This is a genomic window from Mycoplasma sp. 246B, from assembly GCF_054353935.1.
This window is the reverse complement of sequence record NZ_JBTHHM010000002.1, coordinates 136468-159190: the sequence shown is the minus strand read 5'-3', so window position 1 is coordinate 159190 and position 22723 is coordinate 136468. Positions and strand designations below refer to the sequence as shown.

At 29.4% G+C, this 22723-nt stretch carries 12 protein-coding genes; 8 read left to right on the top strand and 4 right to left on the bottom strand.

Annotated elements, in window-relative coordinates; translation table 4 throughout:
• Window positions 1–82 precede the first annotated feature (82 nt).
• Together rpoE and fba are read left to right on the top strand one after the other, a co-directional pair.
• A complete protein-coding gene (gene rpoE / locus ACXYRR_RS01685) occupies window positions 83–340 on the top strand; it encodes a DNA-directed RNA polymerase subunit delta (RefSeq protein WP_435129364.1) in 258 nt (85 codons plus the stop codon).
• A gap of 8 nt (window positions 341–348) precedes the next feature.
• On the top strand, window positions 349–1215 hold the full coding sequence (fba, locus tag ACXYRR_RS01680) for a class II fructose-1,6-bisphosphate aldolase (RefSeq protein WP_458597517.1): 867 nt from the start codon (window positions 349–351) through the stop codon (window positions 1213–1215).
• A gap of 54 nt (window positions 1216–1269) precedes the next feature.
• On the opposite strand, the gene topA is transcribed toward fba, so the two are convergent.
• Window positions 1270–3108: a type I DNA topoisomerase gene (gene topA / locus ACXYRR_RS01675; RefSeq protein WP_458597516.1), complete on the bottom strand. Its 1839-nt coding sequence runs from the start codon at window positions 3106–3108 to the stop codon at window positions 1270–1272.
• Window positions 3109–3466: 358 nt separating this feature from the next.
• On the opposite strand from topA, the gene rpsF reads away from it, so the two are divergent.
• From rpsF to rplL, 6 genes are all read left to right on the top strand, one after another.
• Entirely contained in the window at window positions 3467–3883 is a 417-nt protein-coding gene (gene rpsF, locus ACXYRR_RS01670) for a 30S ribosomal protein S6 (protein ID WP_458597515.1), read from the top strand.
• 9 nt (window positions 3884–3892) lie between these two features.
• Window positions 3893–4450, top strand: a complete 558-nt coding sequence (locus ACXYRR_RS01665) for a single-stranded DNA-binding protein (RefSeq protein ID WP_458597514.1) — start codon at window positions 3893–3895, stop codon at window positions 4448–4450.
• Window positions 4451–4467: 17 nt separating this feature from the next.
• Entirely contained in the window at window positions 4468–4728 is a 261-nt protein-coding gene (rpsR, locus tag ACXYRR_RS01660; RefSeq protein ID WP_458597513.1) for a 30S ribosomal protein S18, read from the top strand.
• A gap of 88 nt (window positions 4729–4816) precedes the next feature.
• A complete protein-coding gene (locus ACXYRR_RS01655) occupies window positions 4817–6103 on the top strand; it encodes an HAD family acid phosphatase (RefSeq protein ID WP_458597512.1) in 1287 nt (428 codons plus the stop codon).
• Window positions 6104–6324: 221 nt separating this feature from the next.
• On the top strand, window positions 6325–6828 hold the full coding sequence (rplJ, locus tag ACXYRR_RS01650) for a 50S ribosomal protein L10 (RefSeq protein WP_458597511.1): 504 nt from the start codon (window positions 6325–6327) through the stop codon (window positions 6826–6828).
• A gap of 35 nt (window positions 6829–6863) precedes the next feature.
• Window positions 6864–7235, top strand: coding sequence for a 50S ribosomal protein L7/L12 (gene rplL / locus ACXYRR_RS01645; RefSeq protein ID WP_458597510.1), 372 nt, complete (start codon window positions 6864–6866; stop codon window positions 7233–7235).
• A 107-nt stretch (window positions 7236–7342) separates the two neighbouring features.
• Here the strand turns inward: rplL and ACXYRR_RS01640 are convergent, their stop codons facing one another.
• The 3 genes from ACXYRR_RS01640 to ACXYRR_RS01630 all read right to left on the bottom strand — a co-directional run bounded on the left by ACXYRR_RS01640 (window position 7343) and on the right by ACXYRR_RS01630 (window position 22442).
• The gene (locus ACXYRR_RS01640) at window positions 7343–7876 is read right to left on the bottom strand and encodes a hypothetical protein (RefSeq protein WP_458597509.1); all 534 of its coding nucleotides are present in this window, start codon (window positions 7874–7876) and stop codon (window positions 7343–7345) included.
• A 54-nt stretch (window positions 7877–7930) separates the two neighbouring features.
• Window positions 7931–10045 carry a DNA (cytosine-5-)-methyltransferase gene (dcm, locus tag ACXYRR_RS01635; protein ID WP_458597508.1) on the bottom strand — a complete coding sequence of 705 codons (2115 nt, stop codon included), beginning with the start codon at window positions 10043–10045 and terminating at the stop codon, window positions 7931–7933.
• A gap of 94 nt (window positions 10046–10139) precedes the next feature.
• Window positions 10140–22442, bottom strand: coding sequence for a hypothetical protein (locus tag ACXYRR_RS01630; RefSeq protein ID WP_458597507.1), 12303 nt, complete (start codon window positions 22440–22442; stop codon window positions 10140–10142).
• Window positions 22443–22723 lie beyond the last annotated feature (281 nt).

Sequence of the window (22723 nt, the reverse complement as noted above, 5' to 3'; positions counted from 1 at the left end):
TTGATTCCATATTTTGTTATAATCAAAGTGATTAAATATTTAAAAAAAACAAATAAATATATAAAATAAAAAAGGAGAAATTATGAAAAATACTACAATGTTAGAAGTAGCGATTGAAAAAGTTAACTCTAATCCACTTTATTCATTCACATTCGCAGAACTTTTTGATGCAGTTGAAAAAGAATTAAAGGATAACTGATACTTTAGATTTGTCAAAGGTGAACCTAATTTACCTTATGAAAAAGTTCGTGAAACCAAAATGGGTGAGCTTTATCGTTTGTTAACAGTAGATAAAAGATTTCACAGAAACATAGATGGTAGCTGAAGAGCTGCAAATTAAGGAGAATTATGCCATTAGTAAATGCAAAGGAAATGCTACATAAAGCAAAAGAAGGAAAATATGCGATTCCACATATAAATATTAACAACCTTGAATGAGCAAAAGCTGTGCTTTTAACAGCTGAGGCTGAAAAATCACCAGTGATTATTGCAACTTCTGAAGGAGCAATTAAATATATGGGTGGATTTAATGTTGTTTCAGGGATGATGTTAGGATTGGTTCAGGATTTAAATATTAGTGTTCCAGTCGCATTACATTTAGATCATGGAACATTTGAAGGAGCAAAAAAAGCAATTGCTACCGAAGCATACACTTCATTAATGTTTGATGGATCGCATCTTGATTTTGAAGAAAACTACTCAAAAACCAAGGAATTAGTTGAATTAGCAAAAGAAAAAAATATGTCATTTGAAGCTGAAGTAGGAACCATCGGGGGTGAAGAAGATGGGATTGTAGGAAACGGAGAATTCGCTGATCCTGAACAAGCTCGTAAGATGGCAACACTCGGAATCGATGTCTTAGCAGCCGGAATCGGAAATATTCACGGACCATATCCAGCAAGTTGAAAATCACTTAGTTTTGAAACTTTAACTAAAATTTCATCAGCAGCAGGAATAGGGATTGTATTACATGGAGGCAGTGGAATTCCAAGTGAACAAATTAAAAAAGCTATTTCTTTAGGTGTAACTAAAATTAATGTTAATACCGAACTACAACAAGCAAATCATAAAGCAATTCGTGAATTCATCATATCTGGAGAAGATTTAAAAGGTAAAAACTTTGATCCACGTAAATTATACAAACCAGGTTATGATGCAATGTGTCAAACAGTTCGTGATAAAATTTATGAATTTGGTTCAAACAATAAAGCATAAACTAACGAAAGTTAGTTTTTTTTATCCCTTTGGTCCCGGGATAAAAAAATCACATTACTGTGATTGTTCGATAGGATTACATTCATCGGTGCAACTTTCTGCATGTTTGCATTTAGGGAAGTTTTTGCAACCGATGAATTTTTGACCTTTTTTATTATTACGAATCAGCAAGGTTCCGCTGCAAAGTGGACAAGGACGTTTTAGTTCTTCTAATTTAAATTGCACAACATCAATTTTACCCTCTGCTTTAACAATTTCTTTTTGAAAATTATCTCAAAAAGATTGCATTAATTGATTCTTGTTTAGTTGTGATTCAGCTACCTTATCAAGATCTTCTTCAACTGCAGCGGTATATTTTTCGTTAAAAATATCTGGGAAAGCTTTAATTAATGTATCATTAACTTTCATTCCAAAAACAGTCGGGATAAGTTGTGTTGAATTTGTTTCAACAAATCCACGATCTTTAATAATATTAACAGTTGAAGCAAATGTTGAAGGTCTCCCAACTTTGATAATATCAAGCATTTCAATTAAACTACCATCATTATATCTCGGAGCAGGCTTAGTTTCATGATCTTCAAAATTAAAACTTTCAACATCTACTTGCTGATGAAGTTTATAATTTGGATCTTTGTTATCATTTTCATAACCAGAAACTACATAATATCCATCGAAAATAACTTTTGAATAAGTTTGTCGAAATTGATATCCGTTGTTATCAAATGTATATGCTTTTGATTCACGAATTGGTTGTTTTATTAGTGCCTGCAAGGTGGTTTCGTAAATCAACTTATAAATTCTTAACTCCGATTCACTGATATTAGGATATGTTTGTTTTAGTAGTTGCGGTGTCATAGATACATCAGTTGGTCGAATCGCTTCATGAGCATCTTGGTCACCACTAAATCCTTTTATTTCACTAGCTACATAGTCTTTGCTTCATTTTGTAGTTATATAACTTTGTGCATTTGATACAAATGAAGCAGACATACGGGTTGAATCGGTTCTTGGATAAGAAATTAATCCACCGTCACCAAAACCTTCATATAATCTTTGCACAATAGCCTGGGTTGTTGCAGCACTAAACGGACTCTTTTTATATAAAACAGATTGTTTTAGTGGGGTAATAGCACCGATTTTACGTTTGGAAACATTAATATCAGTAACCGTTAAAATTTTCTTAGTTTTTTTAATATCAGCTTTATATTGATCAATTTGACTCGGATAAATTCAATCACGATGTTCTGAATCATTTTTTGGATTGAAATAATTTGCTAAAACTTCATTATTAACAAGTTTTGCATTTAATTTATAGTATTTTTCAGGGATAAAAGCTTGTATTTCTCGTTCACGGTCTACAACTAATTTTAGAGCAATTGACTGCACACGTCCTGCAGTAGGTGTGCCGGGAGAATTTTTAAACTTATTTTTAATTAAATTAGTTACTCTAAAACCGATAATGCGATCAAGCATACGACGTGATTTTTGTGCAGCAACTAAATCATTATCAAGTGAGTTTGGTTTTTGAATCGCATGTTTTATAGCATCCTTGGTAATTTCATTATATTTTATTCTTGAATATTTGTTTTCAAGTTTAAAATAGGAAATCAAATGACTTCCGATTGCTTCTCCTTCGCGGTCTGGGTCAGTTGCAATATAAATATGTTCTGCTTGCTTAACTAACTCGTTAATATCTTTTACTACCTTTTTCTTAGTTGAATCTAATGAATATTTTGGTTCTCAATTTTCAAAATCAATTCCAAGTCCATAAATACCTTCGGTTTTCATTTTCAAAAAATGTCCAACTGAAGCAACTACTTTATATTCATCACCCAAATATTTTTGGATGGTTTGAACTTTATTAGGGGACTCGACTATTACTAAATTTTTCATATTCAATAATAATACAATATTTTGCAAGAAAAATTTAAAAATTTATAGAAATTTATATAATCACTTTCTATAAATTTTTGTTGATTTATGCAATAATAAATATTACAATTTAATATTTTAATGACAATTATTTGTAAATTTTTTATTTGAGTAAAATTTAAATTTACAAATAACACTAAATTACAGAACTTTTATCCCTTTGATACAGGATTATAAGAATATAAAGTATAAAGCAACCTGTCTATAAATTTAATTTATATTATAGTAACAAAACACAAGAAAATGATAAAATTAATTATGAGTATTATATTAGATACTCCTTGGCAAATTTAGCCCAGTAAAGACCATAAGGAGAAAAATGTTTAAATACGAAATTATGATGATCGTGAATCCAAAAGCGGATGTAAAAGTTGCTTTTGACTTGCTTTCAGAAGTTTTCGGCAAGGGTATAAAAAAAGCTGAAAAACTAGAAAGACACGAATTAGCATATGAAATCAATAAATCAAAACATGCACAATATGTTTTAGCACATGTAGAGGCAGATGCCAAAGCACCTGCAGAATTTACCCGTCGGGCAAATATTATTAAAGATATTTGAAGAACATTGTTAATTAACTTAGATACTGAAAGAGGGATGCATCCAAAAAAAGAAGTAAAACAATCTAAACCAAAAAGAACATATGTAAAAAGAGAAGTTAAAGTTAACGAGGAAAGTGAAAAACCTAGAAGACGTCCAAGAGTTAGTAAACCAGCTGAAACATCTATAAATAAGTAAAAGGTAATTATGAACAGAGTAATTTTAATCGGAAGAACAACTACAAATATTGAATTAAATACTACATCATCAGGTGTTGCTTGAGTAAGATTTACACTTGCAGTAACACGCAGAAGCCAAAGTCGCAATGAAATAACTGATTTTATTCCTATTGTTGCATTTTCACATTCAGCAATTTTGTTAAAAAATTCAGTTCCAAAAGGAACCTTAATTGCTGTAGAAGGTAATTTACAATCAAGTTCTTATCAGTCACGTACATCGAATCACACAATCAGAAGTTTGGATGTGCATTTAGATACTTTTTACTTCTTAGAATCAAAACGTGTTACTGATGAACGTGCTAAAAATCGTTCTTCTGATGATTTTATCGGCACTAGTCCATTTACTGGTACCAGTTCATATCCAAAAAATACTTATTCAACGGAAAAAGTTGAACCAATATCATCACAGTCATTTTCACCAAATCCTGTAGTTGAAGAGTACCCAAATAAAAAACCAATTGAAGAAAAATTACACGATTTAGGTGATTTAGAATCAGATGTTAATGATGATATTGATATATTTTAGTTAAACCAAGGAGATTTATGGCTTACATTAAACGTAAAAAGAACTTCTCAAATAGAAAAAAAGTATGTGCTTTCTGTGAAGAAAAAGTTAATTATGTAGATTTTAAAAATGTTGAATTATTATTCAAATATATTTCTGGAACTGGATCAATTAAATCAAAATCAATGACCGGAACTTGTGCAAAACACCAAAGAAAGGTTGCTAATGCAATTAAAAGAGCCAGATTTATGGCCTTAATGCCTTATACAATCGTTCGCACACGTAATTTATCAAAATAATATAATATCCCAATAAAATACAGCAAACAGCTGTGTTTTTTATAAAAAAATAATATAATTAAGAATATTAACATTAAAAGGAGATTTAATGAAATTTAAAAAAATATTCTTAAGTTTAGGAGCAGTTTCAGCATCGGTTGCATCAGTATCTGTTGCTGTTGCTTGTCATCCAGAAACTCACGAAAATGCTAAAATTGATTTTAAAAGCATCAGAGTAAATTCAAACATTTGAAATAGCATTTCGACTGAAAAAGATGCAATGACATTAGGACAATACCGTTCGGCACAAAAACAATTTGATGCTATGGTGCAAGGACAAAAAACATTATTTGATACTGATAAAGTAAAGGTAACAGATAAATCAGTAACTGTTACTAATCCAGAAACAGGCAAAGCAATTCCGGTTGTATTTATGGATATCGATGAAACCATTTTAAATAATTTTGGATATCAAAATTATTTAACTGCTAATGGACTTTCATTTAGTCCTAAAACATGACATCAATTTGTTACCGATGAAGTATCAACAGCAATTGCTGGCGCAATTGATTTTATTAAATATGTATGAAATCACGGTGGAGTTGTAATGTATAATTCTAATCGTGACCAAGCAACTGAATTAGATGCAACTATTTCAAATCTTGAAAAAGCAGGATTAGATGCTAAATACCTACCTAAATGAGCATTCTGAATGCAAGGGGTAGACTTATCTAATGCTAAACCTTGAACAGCAATTGACAAAACTAAAGTTAAAGATTCAAAAGGTAATGTTGTAAAAGAAAAAGTAACTGTTACTGAAAAACAAGCAGACGGAAGTGAAAAAACAGTTGAAAAAGAAGTTGATAAAGAAAAAGTTGTTAACTCTAATAAAGAAGCAAGAATGAACCTTGTAAATAGTAAAGGATGAGATTTATCAGGTGAAAACTCTGATAATGGTAGTTTCGGAAATAATGTTGCTTTAAAAACTGTAATGCGTATCGGGGATAACTTTGATGATTTTAACGATATTGCTAGTCATGGACTTTTAAACATCAATCAAAATAAAGAAAAAGATAAAAAACAAGATCGTAAAGGTGTTTTAGAACAAACAGATAAATTATTTGGTAACTTTGATGTAAATGTTAAAGGTGTTATGTTTACCAAAGACGACAATGGAAATCCGGTTGCATCAAATGAAGCATGATCAGAGTCATATGTTTTAATCGGTGGTAATTCATCATATGGAGGTTTTGAAAGTGGTATAATGAAAGATTACTATAAAACTGTTGCAACAAAACCAAATGATGCTCAAAAAGCTATTTATGAAGCTTTAAAACCATTTACTTGAGAACCTAATAAGAAAGCAAATGAAACAACTCAAAATAAAGCAAAATAAGTCAATTTTAAAAATCATCAATTGGGTGATTTTTAAAATATTAATTTTTTTATACTATATATAAGCAAAAAAAGAAAATAAAAAAATTTACATAATTTTACTATTTTAATATAATTATTTTGCAATACATCAAGACAGTAACGGCAAAATTGCTTAATTATGTTACCAAGTGTATCCTTAAGATTGCTCTTGTATTGCTTAATTATGCGAAAGGGGGCATTATGTCAGAATCAAAATTTAAGTTAGCTAAAAGAGAAGTTGTTTTAGAAATCTCACAAAAGATTCAAGAATCACAAGCACTAGCTTTTGCTGAATACCGTGGTTTATCAGTTTCTGAATTAGAAAATTTAAGAAATGAAGCTACTAAATTAGATGTTGAAGTTAAAGTATATAAAAATCGCTTATTTAAACTTGCAGCAAAAGCAGCCGGTTTAGGTGATTTAGAACAATTTCTAGTAGGTCCAAACATCTTTGTTTTTTCAAAAAACGATGAAATGTCAGCAGCGAAATTACTTACAGCATTTGCTAAAAAACATAAATTAATGGTAATTAAAGCCGGAACCTTCGATGGTAAAGTTGTTGATGCTAAAGGTGTTAAAGATGTAGCGACATTACCTACATACGATGAAGCACTTGCTATTCTTGCAAGATCATTGATGTCACCATTACAACAACTAGGTATGGCACTTAAAATATATGCAGAAAATTTACCTGCTACAGAATAATAAATAAAATATCAAATAAACGAAAGGAATATATTATGGCAAAATTAACTAAAGAAACATTTGTAGAATCATTAAAAGAAATGTCTATTAAAGAAGTAATGGAACTTGTAGAAGCAATGAAAGAAGCATTTGGAATTGATCCGATGGCCGCTATGGCAGTAGCTGCTGCCCCAGCAGAAGCTGCAGTTGAAGAAAAAACAAGTTTCAAAGTTGTATTAAAATCAGATGGTGGAAAGAAAGTTCAAGTTATTAAAGCTGTTCAATCAGTTTTAGGTGTTGGACTTATGGATGCTAAAAAAGTTGTTGATGCACTTCCTGCTGTAGTTAAAGAAAATGTTAACTCAGATGAAGCTGAATCAATTAAAGCAACATTAGTTGCTGCTGGTGCAGAAGTTTCAGTAGAATAATGAAATAACATTAATACCGTTTTAAAGTAGGAATAAAAGATTAACAACTAATTATAAAGTAGGACAAAAAGATTAACAGAATTAATTGTTAATCTTTTTGTCCTACTTTAGTTGAATAGGATTAATAAATAAAATTCCAGATACACAAAAAATAAAGAAAGTATTGGTGATATGAATATTCCAAGTGAAATAGCTATCGAAAATCCAGTATTAATGTTTCTTAACTCTTTTTGTGAACTAGCATAATGATATACAATATTTTTTAGATGAATAAATCGATATGAGTGAATTAAGGAAATTAATATATTAATAGAAAGTAATAAGTAAGAAAATCAAGGTGTATGTGCATTTTTGAATATAAAAAAGAAAGCAACAAAGGGAATGATAAGTGTTATAACACTTAATATATCTGCCAAAAATAAAGCATTTTTATCTTTTAAAAATTTTATAATTTTATTAGCAAATAAATAAGTAATTAAGGTAGGAAGTTGCATTAGAATATAAAGCAGAGAAACGATTCAAAAATCACCAGTAAATTTAAAGATATATAATGAACTACTAAGTTTAAATGCTTCAGAACCGATAGAAGAAAGAGAGATAGCTAATATATATTTTAATAAGTTTGACTTAAAATATTTCATATCATCCTTTCTCGAAGTATTATAATATTATACTCCTTTTGTTGTTAAACATATTTATGTATTTTTAAAATCATTAATTATATGATTTCAAGCAATTTTATGCTCAGAATTTATCTCGTTGTTTTCTTTCATATTGTTAATATAATTTTCGATGAAATTTTCAGTATTATGCAAAAGTCTTAGATAATACTTTATCGATTCTAATACACCATTTACAACTACTTGACAGCCGTGTTCAAGTTTGATTTTATTGATAAGTTGATTAATTCTTTCTGTTTCATCTTGCTTTACCGTAGAAAGCAAATAAAATCTTTGGATACTAGTGTTTTTAAACTTTATGTATGAATCGGCAAGTAATATATCATTAGCTTTTATATTAAATTTAACTTCAATTGCTTCAAATAGTGAACCATCCTTATTTTTGATGATTATATCAGCAACATTCTTGGAACTTTTATCACTACTGTAGTGCGAACTAAGTGGATTTAAAATTTTGTCTTTATATCTATGATTTTCTTTTAGGATACATTGATAGATGCTATATAAAGCAATAACAGGTAGAATTGATGCACCGCGTGATTTATAATTGTAATAAAAATGTCGATTTAAAAGATTAATAATATCATCAATTGTTATTTGTGTCTTATTAGCAAAGGGATTTAAAATATTCACAGATTTTATCTCTTTTTGTTTAATACTTAATGCAAACAGAGATTTTAAATATAACCGTGGATCAATATTTAATTCTTGCACATCATATAAAATACTTAAAAATGCATTCTTGATATCTATGTTACTTATTTTACCTGGATAATCTAAATTATAAGCGAAATTTTGTTCTAAGGTTCTAGTTGTTCATCCTGATTCCTTCATTGCACCTAAAAACTGTTTTTGTTTTAAAAAAGGTGTAATATATTTTGCATCAAAACTTCTTCCACTATATCCATTTTTCATATTTGCTTGATGTAATCTAATGTCTTGATGTGGATGTAGAATTTTATAGACTAAGGAAGTAACTAAAACTGTAAAAACACCTTTATAACCTTCTTCGTGATCAACTATTATTTGAATATTATGTTTTTGTTTATTATTTAAATTTGTTTTGTCAACTGATGTGAAAGTCAAAGACTCTTTATAAATATTTTCTAAAAATGTTGTTATATCCATATTCTCCCTATTATCTCAAAACTGATGTATCATTTCATTAGCAATTTGCCTTATCATCGGTACACAAACACTATTGCCGATTCTTTCATATAATTTTGAAGTTGACCCAATTTTCTTAAAGTCATCAGGAAAACCCATCAGCTTATAACACTCATTTAAGGTTAATTTTCTGACTTTATTGTTGTCATAAATAAAGTATCTTCCACTTTTTTCTTGCGATGTTATTGTTGGAACTAGTCCTCTTGAAGAATAAATCCGATTCACTTGCTTATGCACTCTTGATAGATGTAAGGTTTTTTTATCGATACCTTTATTACGAATCTTTTTATTTCGATATCCGATAAAAATCAATCCAGATTTTTGTATTTTTATTTGTGATTGATCTAATAATGTGTATTCATTTTGATTTAGATATTCATTAGCATCCTTATCTAAAAATTCTTTCATTGAACTAACTGGATTGATTTTGATTTTATCAAAATCAAACACTTTCCCTTGGTTGTTTCCTACAATTACGATTCTTGCTCGATTTTGAGCGACACCAAAATCTTTTGCATTTAGAACTTTGTATGAAACAGTATATCCTAATTCAGTTAATGTTTTTTGCATAATAAAGAAGGTATTTCCCTTATCGTGTTTTAATAAATTAGCAACATTTTCTAAGATGAATGCTTTTGGTTTCTTTTCCCTTAAGATTCTAATGATATCAAAAAATAAGGTTCCACGAATTGCATCGTTGAATCCTTTTTGCTTTCCTGATATCGAAAATGCTTGACAAGGAAACCCAGCACATAGGATATCAAAATCTGGAATATTCTTAGCATCCAGATTGCTAATATCGCAACTAGGATCATCACCAAAATTTGCTTGATACATTGATGCTGCATGTGCATCAATTTCGCAAGCAAAAACACACTTGGTTATTTTACTTTGTAAACCAAGTCGAAATCCACCTATACCAGCAAATAAATCAATAAATTTTATCTCTTGCTTTTTATCCATTATTTTTATTATATCATACCAAAACAAACAAAACAAAAATTTTTCTAAATCAGATTTAAATAAAACTAACGCAAATTGCATTAGTTTTATAATCCTATTTAATTTTATCAAAGTTCATATATACTCCACCATAACTTGTGTCAATACTATAAAGTTGTGGTCAAGCTGGATCAAGTTTTGAACCAGGGATATTGTTTCTAATTCAGTATGTATCATCATATTTTCAATAATGTGAAGCAGAGTAGTTTGGTGAAATTGATGTTGGTAAGGTTGGATCATCGGCATTTACTTTTTTCAATACTGTTAAGATGTCATTTCTAGAAACGGATTTAGCCAATAAGTCTAAATATTTAACTTTTTGATTAAAGGTAAGTCGTTTTGATTCTACAATAACATTACGAGCAAACTTCTTAGCACGTGGGTTCATAACTTCTCCAATCATGAAGTTTGCTTGTTCTTTGGTAAATAAAGTAACTTGTGGTTGATTTGTAGTTTCCTTATAAGGTTGCGGGCTAGTTACATAGCGATATCATTTTAAAGCAAGTTCTTTGTAGTAACTTCCGATATGTGAATCACCTGTTTCTAAACCAGATATTTGGGTAGGGGCTCAATCTTTAATTTTCTTACTTACATCAAAAGTGATATCAGCAGTAAGTGGTTGTGGATTTACCTTAAAGAAGTTGTTTAATAGATATTCTTTAAAGACTTGGAATGAACGGTAGTCAAATAAAGAATATAAGAATTTCTTTTGTGCAGCTTTTTTTGCATCACCAGTCGAATTTGCAATTGCATTCGAAAGTTGTTTTTGTACATTATCAGGTAATCTAAATTGTTGTCATCCGAATAATGGATTTGATTTGGTATCAAAGAAATTACCATTAGCAACATTAGCGTCGTGATCACCTTGTTCACCAACATATGCATCAGTTTGTGAATTTGGTGAATATTTATCAATTTCATCCATAATTGCTTTAAATGCTTTATAAGTATTAGTAGAACTGTTATTGATACGGTTGTTTCAATCAGCACGTTTATTATTATTATTATTATTATTAGCTGCTGTAGCATCACCGAGTTTTGCAATAACTACAGCAAGAGCTTCTTGTCGTAATTTTTCAAGTCTGTCTTTAACTATGTTTTGGAATTTATTTACTAATGAATTATCTGTAGTAGAATCTGCTTGTGTAAGTAGTTGTGAATACATTGCATCACCATCTAAAGGAGCAATGATGTTTTTAAGTTGATTTCTTAGATTTTGAATTTGTTGTTTTTGATCATTAAATTGTGATTCATTGTATTTATTGATGATCGCTTGATATCTAAATGTTGAATAATCGATATCTCTAATACTTTTAAAAGAATCAATATATTTTTTGTAATAACTATAAAATGATGGATCTTTTGTTTTAATTACCTCTAAGTCGTGAGATAAACGATCTTTTATACCCATGAATATAGCATTAGCTTGTTTTTCAATGTCTGTTAATTTAGTGATTTTTTCATCTTGCGATAAAGTATTATCTTTTATTATTGATTCTCGCTTTTCATTTAAACTTTTAGCAAGATTTTTTAGTTCATCTGTATATATATTAGAAAATCCACTATTAGAACCTAATAATCCATAATCATTAAATGCTTTTTGTGATTTGCTTACAGCATCATTATATCTTTTTTGTTCTTCTGCTTTGGCTTTATCAGCGATTTCTTTTTTCTTAGCATCAATTTCTTTTTTTATCTCTGCTAACTTAGCACTATCTCCATCAGATATTGCTTTTTCAATTTCTTTTTTCTTAGCATCATCAATTTGTAGGATATTTTTATATGTTTGATCTTTAGTTTCACCACTACCTTGTTGATTAATCTCAGATATTCCCAAAGCATCTTTAATATCATTAATGGTATTAGTATATGATGCTTGTGCTTTATCAATGATATCTTGCTTTTCTGTATCAGTTTTAGCTTTTAATAATTCATCTGCTAATTTGCTTTTACTTTGCTCATCGATTCCATCGAGACGTTTAATAATCGTATTAGCAATATTTTCCTTATTTTTTTGTTGAGCTATTGCTAAAGCCTTTTTATTTTCGATTGTTTGTTGTGTTACATTAGTAGCATCTAATCCATCCATTAAATTATTTGATTGAATAATTTCTTTTGGTAGTTTATTAATTTCTTTTAAAGCATCATCTTTAAGTTTATTAATTTCTGAATTTACATCAGCAACTACTTTTTGGTATTGGCTTTCGGTGGTATTATCTGAATTAACTAAATTCTTCAATGAATCATAGTTAGATACTTTGGTAGCACCAGTTGAACTAAGACGGTTAAGTTGATTTTGTGCTTCAGTTTTCTTTTGATTTAAATAATTTGAAACTTCTGCTTTTAAATTATTTAAAGTAGATGTATCACTATTATAAGTTGATTCATTAGCATAATCGTGATTATTTACTGCATTGTTTTTATTGGTAAAATCATTTTTCTTGCTTTGATCACTTAGGCGATTTATCAATCCAGATATTTGATCTTTAAGTTTTTTTATTTCTTCATCACGTTTATACTTTTTAGCTTCATTAACAGCAGAATCAATACTATTTTTATCAGTTGCATTATATAGTGAATTATTGATTAACTCATTTTTCTTAGATGCATATTTGCTGTCGTTTAAAATAGTATCAATTTGTGATTTAGCAGCATCAACTTGTTGTTTTAAAGTAATTGCATCATTTTTAATTTTTGTTGCAGTTGATGAATCCTTAGCATTTGATAATTTAGTTTTTAAAATAGTTTGGTTACCAGATTGTAATTTATTAATTTCACTTTGAGCTGCATCGATATCTTTTTTAAGTTGTACTGCTTTATTTTTGATTGTATTATATGAATCAATGCTTTGGGTTCTATTATTTGTCAATTCACTCTGTAAGGTTGATTTTTGGTTATTATCTAATTTATTAATTTCATTTAATGCATCATTTTTAGCTTTAGCAACTAAGATTTTATTCTTTAAAGTATCTAATGTACTTTCATCATGTGCATTACCTAGTTCAGTAGTAAATTGTGATACTTCATTATGTGGCAATCCAGCTGAATTTAATGTATTTTGTACATCAGTAACCTTAGCAGCAACCTTAGTAATTTTTGCTTTTAATGAATCTAGTTTTGTTTCGTTATCTCCGTTTGTTGAATTTACTTGATCTTTAAAGTAAGTTTTTTGAGCATTATTATTTGCAAATTGTGAATCGATATAAGAGCTAACTTCATCTGATTTGGTTTTAATTCGTTTTGCTTCTTCTTTTAGATATAATAATTTTTGTCCGTCGTTGTTTTCTTGATTCTTTTTGCTTTCTAAATAAGATTTTTGTGAACTACCAAGTTTATAAATTTCAGTTCGTACATCATTACGAATAGTATTTAAAGCAGACTCTGCTTGTGTTTTTTTAGCATTAACATCATCTATTTTTGTAAGCGAATCAACTTGATAATTAGTTCTTTGTGAGACAGGAAGTTTATTTATTTCTACTTTTGCAGCATCCTTAGCAGCTTTTAAAGAATTTTTAATTTCATTAAATTTATTATCAACTTCTTGCTTTATTTGCTCAAGATTTGCGTTTGGTTGCTTTGCTCGATTAATAAAGTTATTTTTATCAGTATCAGGGATAATACTTTGGTTATTAACCCCATCAGAATTTAATTTTTTATTATTAATATATGCAATAGTATCATCAACTTGTTTTTGTCTTTTGGCTTTATTTTCAATATCTACTAATGCACTTTTAGTTAAATCACTTTGTTTAAGTTGATTTTCTAAATTGGTTTTTTCTTGCGATTGTGTTAGTGCATCAACTTGGGTTTTTACAGCTGATTTTTTATTATTAAGTTTTTGATTTACTTGATTAATGATGTTATTTAAAGCACTTTCGGTTGCTTGATCATTAATTTGATTATTGGTAATATATTTATTAAGTGCTTCTTTTAATTGATTATAATCGTTATTTTCAGAAGAATCATTTGTTGCGCTTGTATTAACTTTTAACTTCTCAACAGCAGCAGATGCGTTATCCTTAATTTTTGCTAATTCGTTTTTTAAAGCAGTAGTTGCATCAGTAATTGCTTTTTCATTGTCAGCAGGATGTTGGTTTGCTACAAACACTGAATCTGTTGAATTAGCATCAAAACGGTTTTTAGTTTTGGTGAATTCATTATTTAGATTATTTAAAATATTTTGTGCTTCTTGACCTTTTGCTTGTGCAACGGTAGGATCAGTTGCTGCATTTATCGCATTTTTTAATTCATTCTTTTTGTTATTTGTATCTGCTAATTTATTAACAATTTGTAATGCATTATTTTTGGCACTAGCAAGTGCTTGGTCATGATTTTGTTGAGCAACAGCTTGCTTTTTGATTTCATTAGCTTGTTCAACTGATGCAACTTTATTAAGTTGTGATTCTAACTTAGTTTTTTCTGAATTATTTGCAGCAATTTTATCTACTTCAGTTTTTGCTTGTTTTTTAGCTTCTTCAATAACTTGCTTCTTTAAATTATTTAAATCACTAATGGTGTCTTTACCAGTTGTAGAAAGACTTGAAGGATTTGAAGTAAGTTGATTGATTTCGTTTTGAACTTCGTTTTTCTTATTTGCAAGAGTTGTTGCAATAGTGTTTTCAACTGCTTTAATTTGATCTTCGGTGGTAGCATTTTGTAAGTTTTGTTGCGCTTGCACATGTGCTACGTCACCAGTAATTTTATTTAAATCATTAGTTGCTTTATCTTTAATAGTTTTTAAAGCATTTGTTGCAGCAGTTTTTTGATTATTTACATCAGCAGATGTAGTAGCATTATTTATAGCATTAATAATAGTTTGTTTTTGAACATTAGAATCTGAAAGTTTATTTGCTTCGTTTAGTGCAGATTCTTTGTCTTTTTGCAGTTGTATCTGAGTTTTGATTTCTTCGATTTTTGCTTTAGTAGGTGCTGAATCAATTTGTTTTTGTAATTTTGCTTTTTCAGAAGTATTAGTGATACCATCCAAAGAAGCTTTAGTTTGGTTCTTAAGGTTGCTAAATTCTTGGTTTATTTTGTTAGTAAAATCTGTATATGCTTTTTCGGTATCGGTTGTTTTAGCAGTATTAAATTCTGAATCTTTTTCATTACCAAAGATTTTGTTTGCAGCTTCAGCTTTTGCTTTAATATCGTTGAATTTAGCTTCAATTTTTGCTTTTAAAGCATTATATTCAGATTCTTTGTGAGCACCTTTTAAATCATTTTCAAATTGTTTACGGTTGTTTCCGTTTTCATTCACTGGAATAAATTTATTCAGTAAATTATTAATTTCTTGTTGCTTAGAATTTAAATATTCAGTAACTTTATTTTCAGCATCTTTAATAGTTTGTGGATCACTGCTTCCTGCTTGGTTTTTAAATTCATTCTTTTTATCAGTCGATACATCAATTTTATCTACTTGTTGGTTAAATGCTTGTAAAGCAGACTGGATTGCAACGGTTTGTTCGCGATTTTTTGTAGTTACATCAGCAGATAATTGATTAAGTTCATTAAGTTTCTGATTCATATCTGCTTCAGATGTCGGATGAGTAGAAGTGATGCTAGTTAATCGAGTAGTATATGGACTTTGGTCTCTTGATAAAATGCTTGAAATACTTGTTTTAATTGGGTCGGCTTTTTCTTGAACCTTAGCAGCATATTCAAGTGATTTAATTTTTGCATATGTATCTGTTTTAGATGCATCCTTTAATTCTTTAATTAATTCTGCTTTATTAGATGCAGATGTAGCATTAATAGCATTTTCAGCATCAGTGCGAGCTTGTGATATTTTTTGTTCAACATTAGTTTTAAGTTGATTTAAAGCACTTTCTGTTTTAGATGTATCGTTGATAAGTTGATTATAGGTATTATAATCTGGAGAACCTTGTAGTTTATTTAGTTCAGCTAATGCAGCATTCTTAGCAGTTTCAACATCTTTAATCGCTTTATCTTTAACAGTTTTAACAGCATCTAAGGTAGTAGCATTTTGTAGCTCGTTATTATATTGATTTGCTTTGCTTGCTTTATCAATATATTGTTTAGCCTCGGTTTTAGCTTGAGCTAATTGAGTATCTTGATTGCGTTTAGCGGCTTGAACTTGCGATTCGATGTTGTTTAATTTATCTAAGGTAACATCGGTGGCGTTAACTTGATTTTGGTAATTATCTTTGTTTCATAATTGATTAATTTCTTTAGTAATTTGTTCTTGTTTGTATTTGATTTGTGCTTTGTTTTTGATGTTAGATAATTCAGTATATGTTTGTTTGCTGGTATCATTTACTTCACTTGTTAATGTGGTTTTAGTAGAATTATCTTCAACTTGATTAATCGCAGCAGTAACTTCATTTTTATAGTCATTTAAAACTTTGTTTGCTTCAGCTTGGATGGTATTGATGTTATTTAAATCATTACTTTGGTCAAGTCTTTGTTTTAAATTATCGTATCTGTTATTACCTTTTAATTTTTCAATTACAGCAGTTGCTGTAGTTTTAGCATCGGTAATTTCTTTTTCTACTTTTGTTTTTACATCATTTGCTTTAGTAGATGTATCTGCTGATTTTAATTCATTTTCTAATTCAGTCTTTTTAGCAGATTTAGCAGAATCATTAAGTGATGCATTAATTTGGTTAGTAATTTGTGCTTTCAGATTTTTTAAGTTAGTTTCTTCAAGTTGTCTTTGTGTTTGAATCTTGTCATAAACTTCTTTAATCTTTTCAAGTTTATTAACAAATACTGAACCGGTATTAGTTTGATTATATGCATCATTTAATTCTTTGGTAAATTCTGCTTTTTTGCTAGCATCTTCAACTTTATTGTTAAGGGTTTCTGCATTTTGTTTTAATTTATCTTGAGCTTGTTTTAGAACATCATCAATTTGGTTGACAGTAGATAAATCTTTGGTAGCAGGGGTAGTTGAACTGGTAGACCCACTTCCAGGTATTGTTGAACCACCTTGTGAACCCCCAGAACCTTGAGTTGCTGCAGTAGGAACAAATTTTTCAGCTGTTTGCAGTTTTGTATCAAATTCTTTTGCATCGGTTGCATCTAAACTGCTATCGATTTTACTTTTATATTGTGCAACAACTGATTTAAGGTAATCTGGGATAATAGTATTTTTAATTCTTAATAAATCTTCATCAGTTCGAGCATTTTTAACTTGTTCTTGAAGTTCGTTATACTTATTAAGATGACCTGGGTTTTCATTATTTCGATTAGTAGGTTGAATCTTTTGGGTAATTTCTTTTTGTACTTCATCGCGAATGCGTTTTAGTTCAGTATCAATTTTTTGTGAATCCTCTTTTAGTTTAGAGATTTGAGTTTGGTTATCAATAGTTTCTTCAATTTTGGTTCTTACACTATTAGAACTATTTAAAACATTTAATTTTTCTTTAACTTGCGCTTTTAAAGCAGTAACTTGATTACTTTGATTTGTAAGTTTACTATTAACTTCAGTTTCGACTTTTTGTAAACTTTCTGCATTTTGAGCTTGATTTAAATCATTTTGCAGTTTTGCTTTATCAGTACTTTCTTGAATTGTATCAATTAATTTTTGAATACCTTCACGAGTCTTTTGATTATTGATTTTAATGCGTTCTGCATCTAACTCTCCCATATTAGCAGCATTATCAATTGCTTTTAATGCAGCATCTTTAAAACTTTGATCACTTACCCCTGTTACACTTTGAACTTTTTGATTATTATCAGTATATGTATATCCATTTAATAGTTTTTTTAAATCAGCTTGTTCATCTGAGAAGATTTTAGCAGCTGCATCTTTAATTTGTTTATATCCACTTTCACTTTGGGTACTATCAAGATTACCTTGTTCAGTCTCTCTAGATTGTCTACCAGTAAGTTTATCAACTTGAGTTTTTGCTTCAGCCTTTTTAGCATCTAGGAATGCTTTGATTTTAGCCATAACAGCAGCAACATCCTCGTTGCTTCGAGCATCATTGATTAATTGTGCATATTCATCTTTGGTTGCTTTTGATTCATCCAAGTCGATATTATTATTAGCAGCAGTTGCAGCATTAATTTGTGGTTGTAAAGCACGGTTATATACATCCTTGACTTCCAAGTCCTTGATTACTTGATTCAATGCATCTTCGCTTTGTGCTCCATTGATAGATACATTAAATGAAGTCTTTTGTTCAGGGAAAAGTTTTTTAGAATCTAAGGTTGCTAAAACTGCTTCTTTATGAATTTGTAATTGGATTGCAGTTTTAGCATCGTTTAAATCTTGAATGGTTGCTGCAGTATTAACCATTTGATTCAAGACACTTTTTTGTTCGTTGTTTGTAACGGATGAAAGTAATCCTAAATCATTTTGTTTTTGTCCTTCAAAAGCAGCATTCATTTCAGAAATATAGTCAAGAATTTGTTGTTCTTTAACTTTTGATGTATCCATAGCAGTTTTAATATCAGCATATTTTTTATGCATTGTATTATCACCGACTAATTTAGCGAGGGTAGCATCATATTCTGAAAGTCTAGAATTTATTTTATCTGAAACACGATCACGTTGTTGTTTTGAAATGGATTGGGTAGTTCAGTGTTCGGAAGTTATGATGTGATCAGCATCAGGGTTATTCAAACGGGCTACATCGACTTTAGTATCAGCATTATAAGCAGCTAACTTAGCATCAATGTCATTATTTACTTGATTAATTTGTGTTTGATTATCAGCAGCAGTTAAAGCATCTTTTAATGCTTTATTATCAGCAGCAACAACATTAATTACTTCATCGATTCGATTCGATACTTGTGCCTTAGCATCGTTTAAACGAGTAATTGCTGTTTGCTTTGCTGCAGCAATAGCTGCTTGTGTTGTTGCAGCATCAATATCATGAATAAGACCTTCGTTGTCGTTAAGTTTTAATGCTTGTGCTTTAGCATCATCTTTTAAAGATTGTAAATATGCATCAACTTCTTTAATAACACCATCAACAGCTACTTGAGATTGTGCATTCTGGATTTTTTCTTTAAATTCATCAAGTTTTGGGCCTGCTAATAAACGAGCTTGTGTATCTTTGCGAGCTTGTGTTTTTTTATTAGCTAATTCATCTTGTTCTAGAGCAATGGTATTTTTGATGGTTTTAAGCATATCACGAGCATCTAATAAACCTAAGTCAGGTTTATTTGCACGTTTATTGAATAAGTCGATATTTTCTGGTTTATATAATTTCTTGATTTGTTCTTTAGTTTGTGCTACTAAATTAGCAATTTCATTGTGTTCAGATTCTATTTGTTGGTTAATTTTATCTAAAATTGCATTCGCACCCGGAGTATCTTCATTTGCTTTAGTTGCTTCTAGTTCCTTAGCTAATTCAGCAGCTTTTTGTGGATCTTGTACATTTTGTAGTTGTGCATCAGCAGCATCATGAGCGTGCTCATATGCAATAGATTTATTAATTTTATCTAAAACATTATTTAAGTCTTTAATGGTATTTGAATTAATGATATCTTGTGCATATTTAGCTTTTTTGTCAGTATCTTTAAGACCAGGATTTGCTGTGCTTCCATCTCCATCTAATGTATCAATAACTTTATCATGAACATCTGAGAATGCTTTGTTAGCTTGATCGATAACATTTTGGATAGCGGCTTCAACTTGTGATGCACCAAAAGAAGATTCTAAATTTTGCTTTAAATCTCCGTTATATTCAGTTAATCCACCTTCGGTGCGAGCAATAGCCTTTTTAGCTTGATCTTTAAGTTCGTTAATATATGAATCAACTTGATCAGAAATAGTTTTAATTTCTTGTGGTGTTTTAGCATTAGAAAGTTGGTTATATAAATCTAGTTTTTTTGGATTAGCATTCGATAATAAACCTAATTTATCTTTAGCAGCAGTTTTGGCAGTCGCTAGTGCTGCATCTTGGTCTGCTAAGGATTTATTAATTTGCTCTGCTAAAGCAGCACCAGCAGCAGCATCAGGTAGTGAATTTATTTTGTTTAAAAACTCTTGTTTTGTTTTTGGATCAATGATATTATCAGCTAGGTTGCTTAAATGTGATTGTTCGTTTTGTAATTTAATTTGATTATCAATCGAACCTAATAAATCGTTTGCAGCATTTGGATCGTTGACATCAACTAATTTATCACGAAAAGCAAGTTTTTTAGCAGGATCGCTAATTCGGTCGATTAAAGCACCAATTTGTTCTTTTTGTGAATCAAGTTGGTTTTGTGCATCAATACTATTAGTAATTTCATTACGGATTTTAGAAAGATTATCAAAAATGGTATTTTGATTATCAATTGTCTTTCCGTTTGAATCACTTGTAGCATTTTTAAGGTTATTTAATAATTCTGCTTTCTTCTTAGGATCTTTGATGTATTTATTAATAATATATTCAAGTTGTCCGTTGGTAAGTTTATTATCTGATTCAAGTTTGTGGTAGTTTTTAATATCTGAAATTAATCCTGCTAATTCAGCATTGTTAGTTACTTTTAATAAACGATCTTTAAATTCTGCTTTTTTAGTAGTATTTTCAATTTGATCGATTCCGGCTTGTGCTATTTTTTTGTTTTCTTGGAAGTTATAAATATCTTCGATTTTTTCCTTAGCATCTAAAACTGCTTTAAAGGCTTGATTAGTGGTTTTATCATTAGGATCAAAAAGTTTTTCAGGATCGAATTTTGCTGAATTTATAGTGTTATATTCTTTAGTAATTTTGGCTTTGTTTTCATCATCTAATTTATTGTAGTATTCATTAGCACGCTTTTTAGCTTCTTCATAGTTATCAACGGTGTTTGCTTTTTTAGATAAGTCTAAATAGTCTTTTGCTATAGCGTTTGGATTATTATTTAAATCAGTAAGTTTGCTTTGTAGTTCTTTTTTAAATTGACTAAATTCACCATTAGGATCGATTTTATTAATATCATCTTGGGTATTATCTTTAATTTTTTGGAAAATACGTTCTGCTTCTAATTCTAAATCAACTACATCTTTTTGTGTTTTAGCATCAACAAGTGCAACATCTAAACGGTTTTTATTATCATAATCACCATCTAGTAAACGAATTTTGGTTCTGGCTTCTTTTTTAGCAACATTTAACAAATCAAGTGCTTTTTGTCCTACCTTATTAATATCTTCTAAGGTATTAGCATTATTAAGTTCGTTTAAAAGTTCATTTCTAGGTGGATTATTCAGTGCTTCAATTTGAGCACGTGCAGCATTTCTAGCATCTTCAATTGCTAAAACACCTTTTAATTCAGTTTCGATGTTATCTAAATCTGATAAAAGGTTAGCATTATCGATATCATCGAGATATCTTTGTTTAATAATTTCAGGTAAATTTGATTTGTTAACTCTGTCTTTTAAAATTTTCTTTTTAGAATTTAACAATCCTTCAACCCCAGAAATTGCTCTAAGTTTATTTTCTATTTGTTTTTGGATCTCAACAAGTTCAGGGATGTTTCCAGCTTTATCAATTTTATCTGAAAAATCTTTTTTAGCAGCTTCATCATCAAGAACATTATTTAACTCATGTACTTGTTTTCTTAAGTCTTCTAAATCACGATTTTCTTCTGAATTTAAGATTTCATCTACTTTTTTGTTAATGGTATCAAGTTGTCCACCAGGTAGTTCATCACCTGGAGCTAATGTAGTCATATCTTGATATACGTCATCTCTTTGATAGATATTTTGAATTTCTTTTGCTTTATCAGCAACTAACTGAGTTTTATCTAATAAAGTAGATAACTCACGTAATTTTTCTTTATCATCTCCTGCTCTAGCACGTAAATCTAAAAAGTTATCTTGAATTACTGATGGAAGTTTAGCAATCTTAGCATCAACGCTTTCTTTTAGTTTTGCTAACTCTTTTGCTTGTTTATCAATTAATTCTTTAAGACGATCAATTAAAGGTTGTACTTGCTCTGGTTTAGTCGCTTGTGCAGCCTGAGCAATAAGTTCATCCTTATCCTTTGAATCATTAAGTTTTGGAAGTAATTTATCGAATTCAAGTAATTTATCAAGAGCATCGTTGAATGTAATCAAATCATCAAGATTGGTAAAAGTAGTAACCTTAGAATCAAAATTCACAAGTTCATTTAACTTGTTATTTACTGAATTAACTGCTGCATCGGTGATTTTCTTATTTATTTCTGCAAGATATTCAAATTGTCTTGGGGTCTTATATGTAGTTGGTAATTTAGATAAATCTGCAAAAAGCAGCCTCTTAGTTTCATCAGAGATGTTTACCCTTTTTATATCATTTAAAGTTTTATTATATAAGGTTTTATATTGATCACTTGCTTGTTTGCGATCATATAAAATTCCTATTGTTAGTCCTGTGACAGTTGTAGCAGCAACTGCAGCAGATGAAACAAAAATTATTCCTTTTCTTTTGTTAGTCATAATTTCTTCCTTTATATTTTACTTATTTAATTTTGTAGTTTTTGTTATTTTTATATATATTGACTGTATAAAAATTGTATAACAAAAAAAACACACAATAAATTCATAGAATAAAATTATACTCTCTTATATATATATATATATGGTAAAAAAATTTTTAGTGCTATAAATTCAAGTAAAAAGTTAATTTTTCAAGAATGTTAAAATCCAAAAATGCTTATGTTGTGTATTTTAAAAACAAGCAAAGATATTGATTTTACTTGTTAATAAAGTTGTTAATA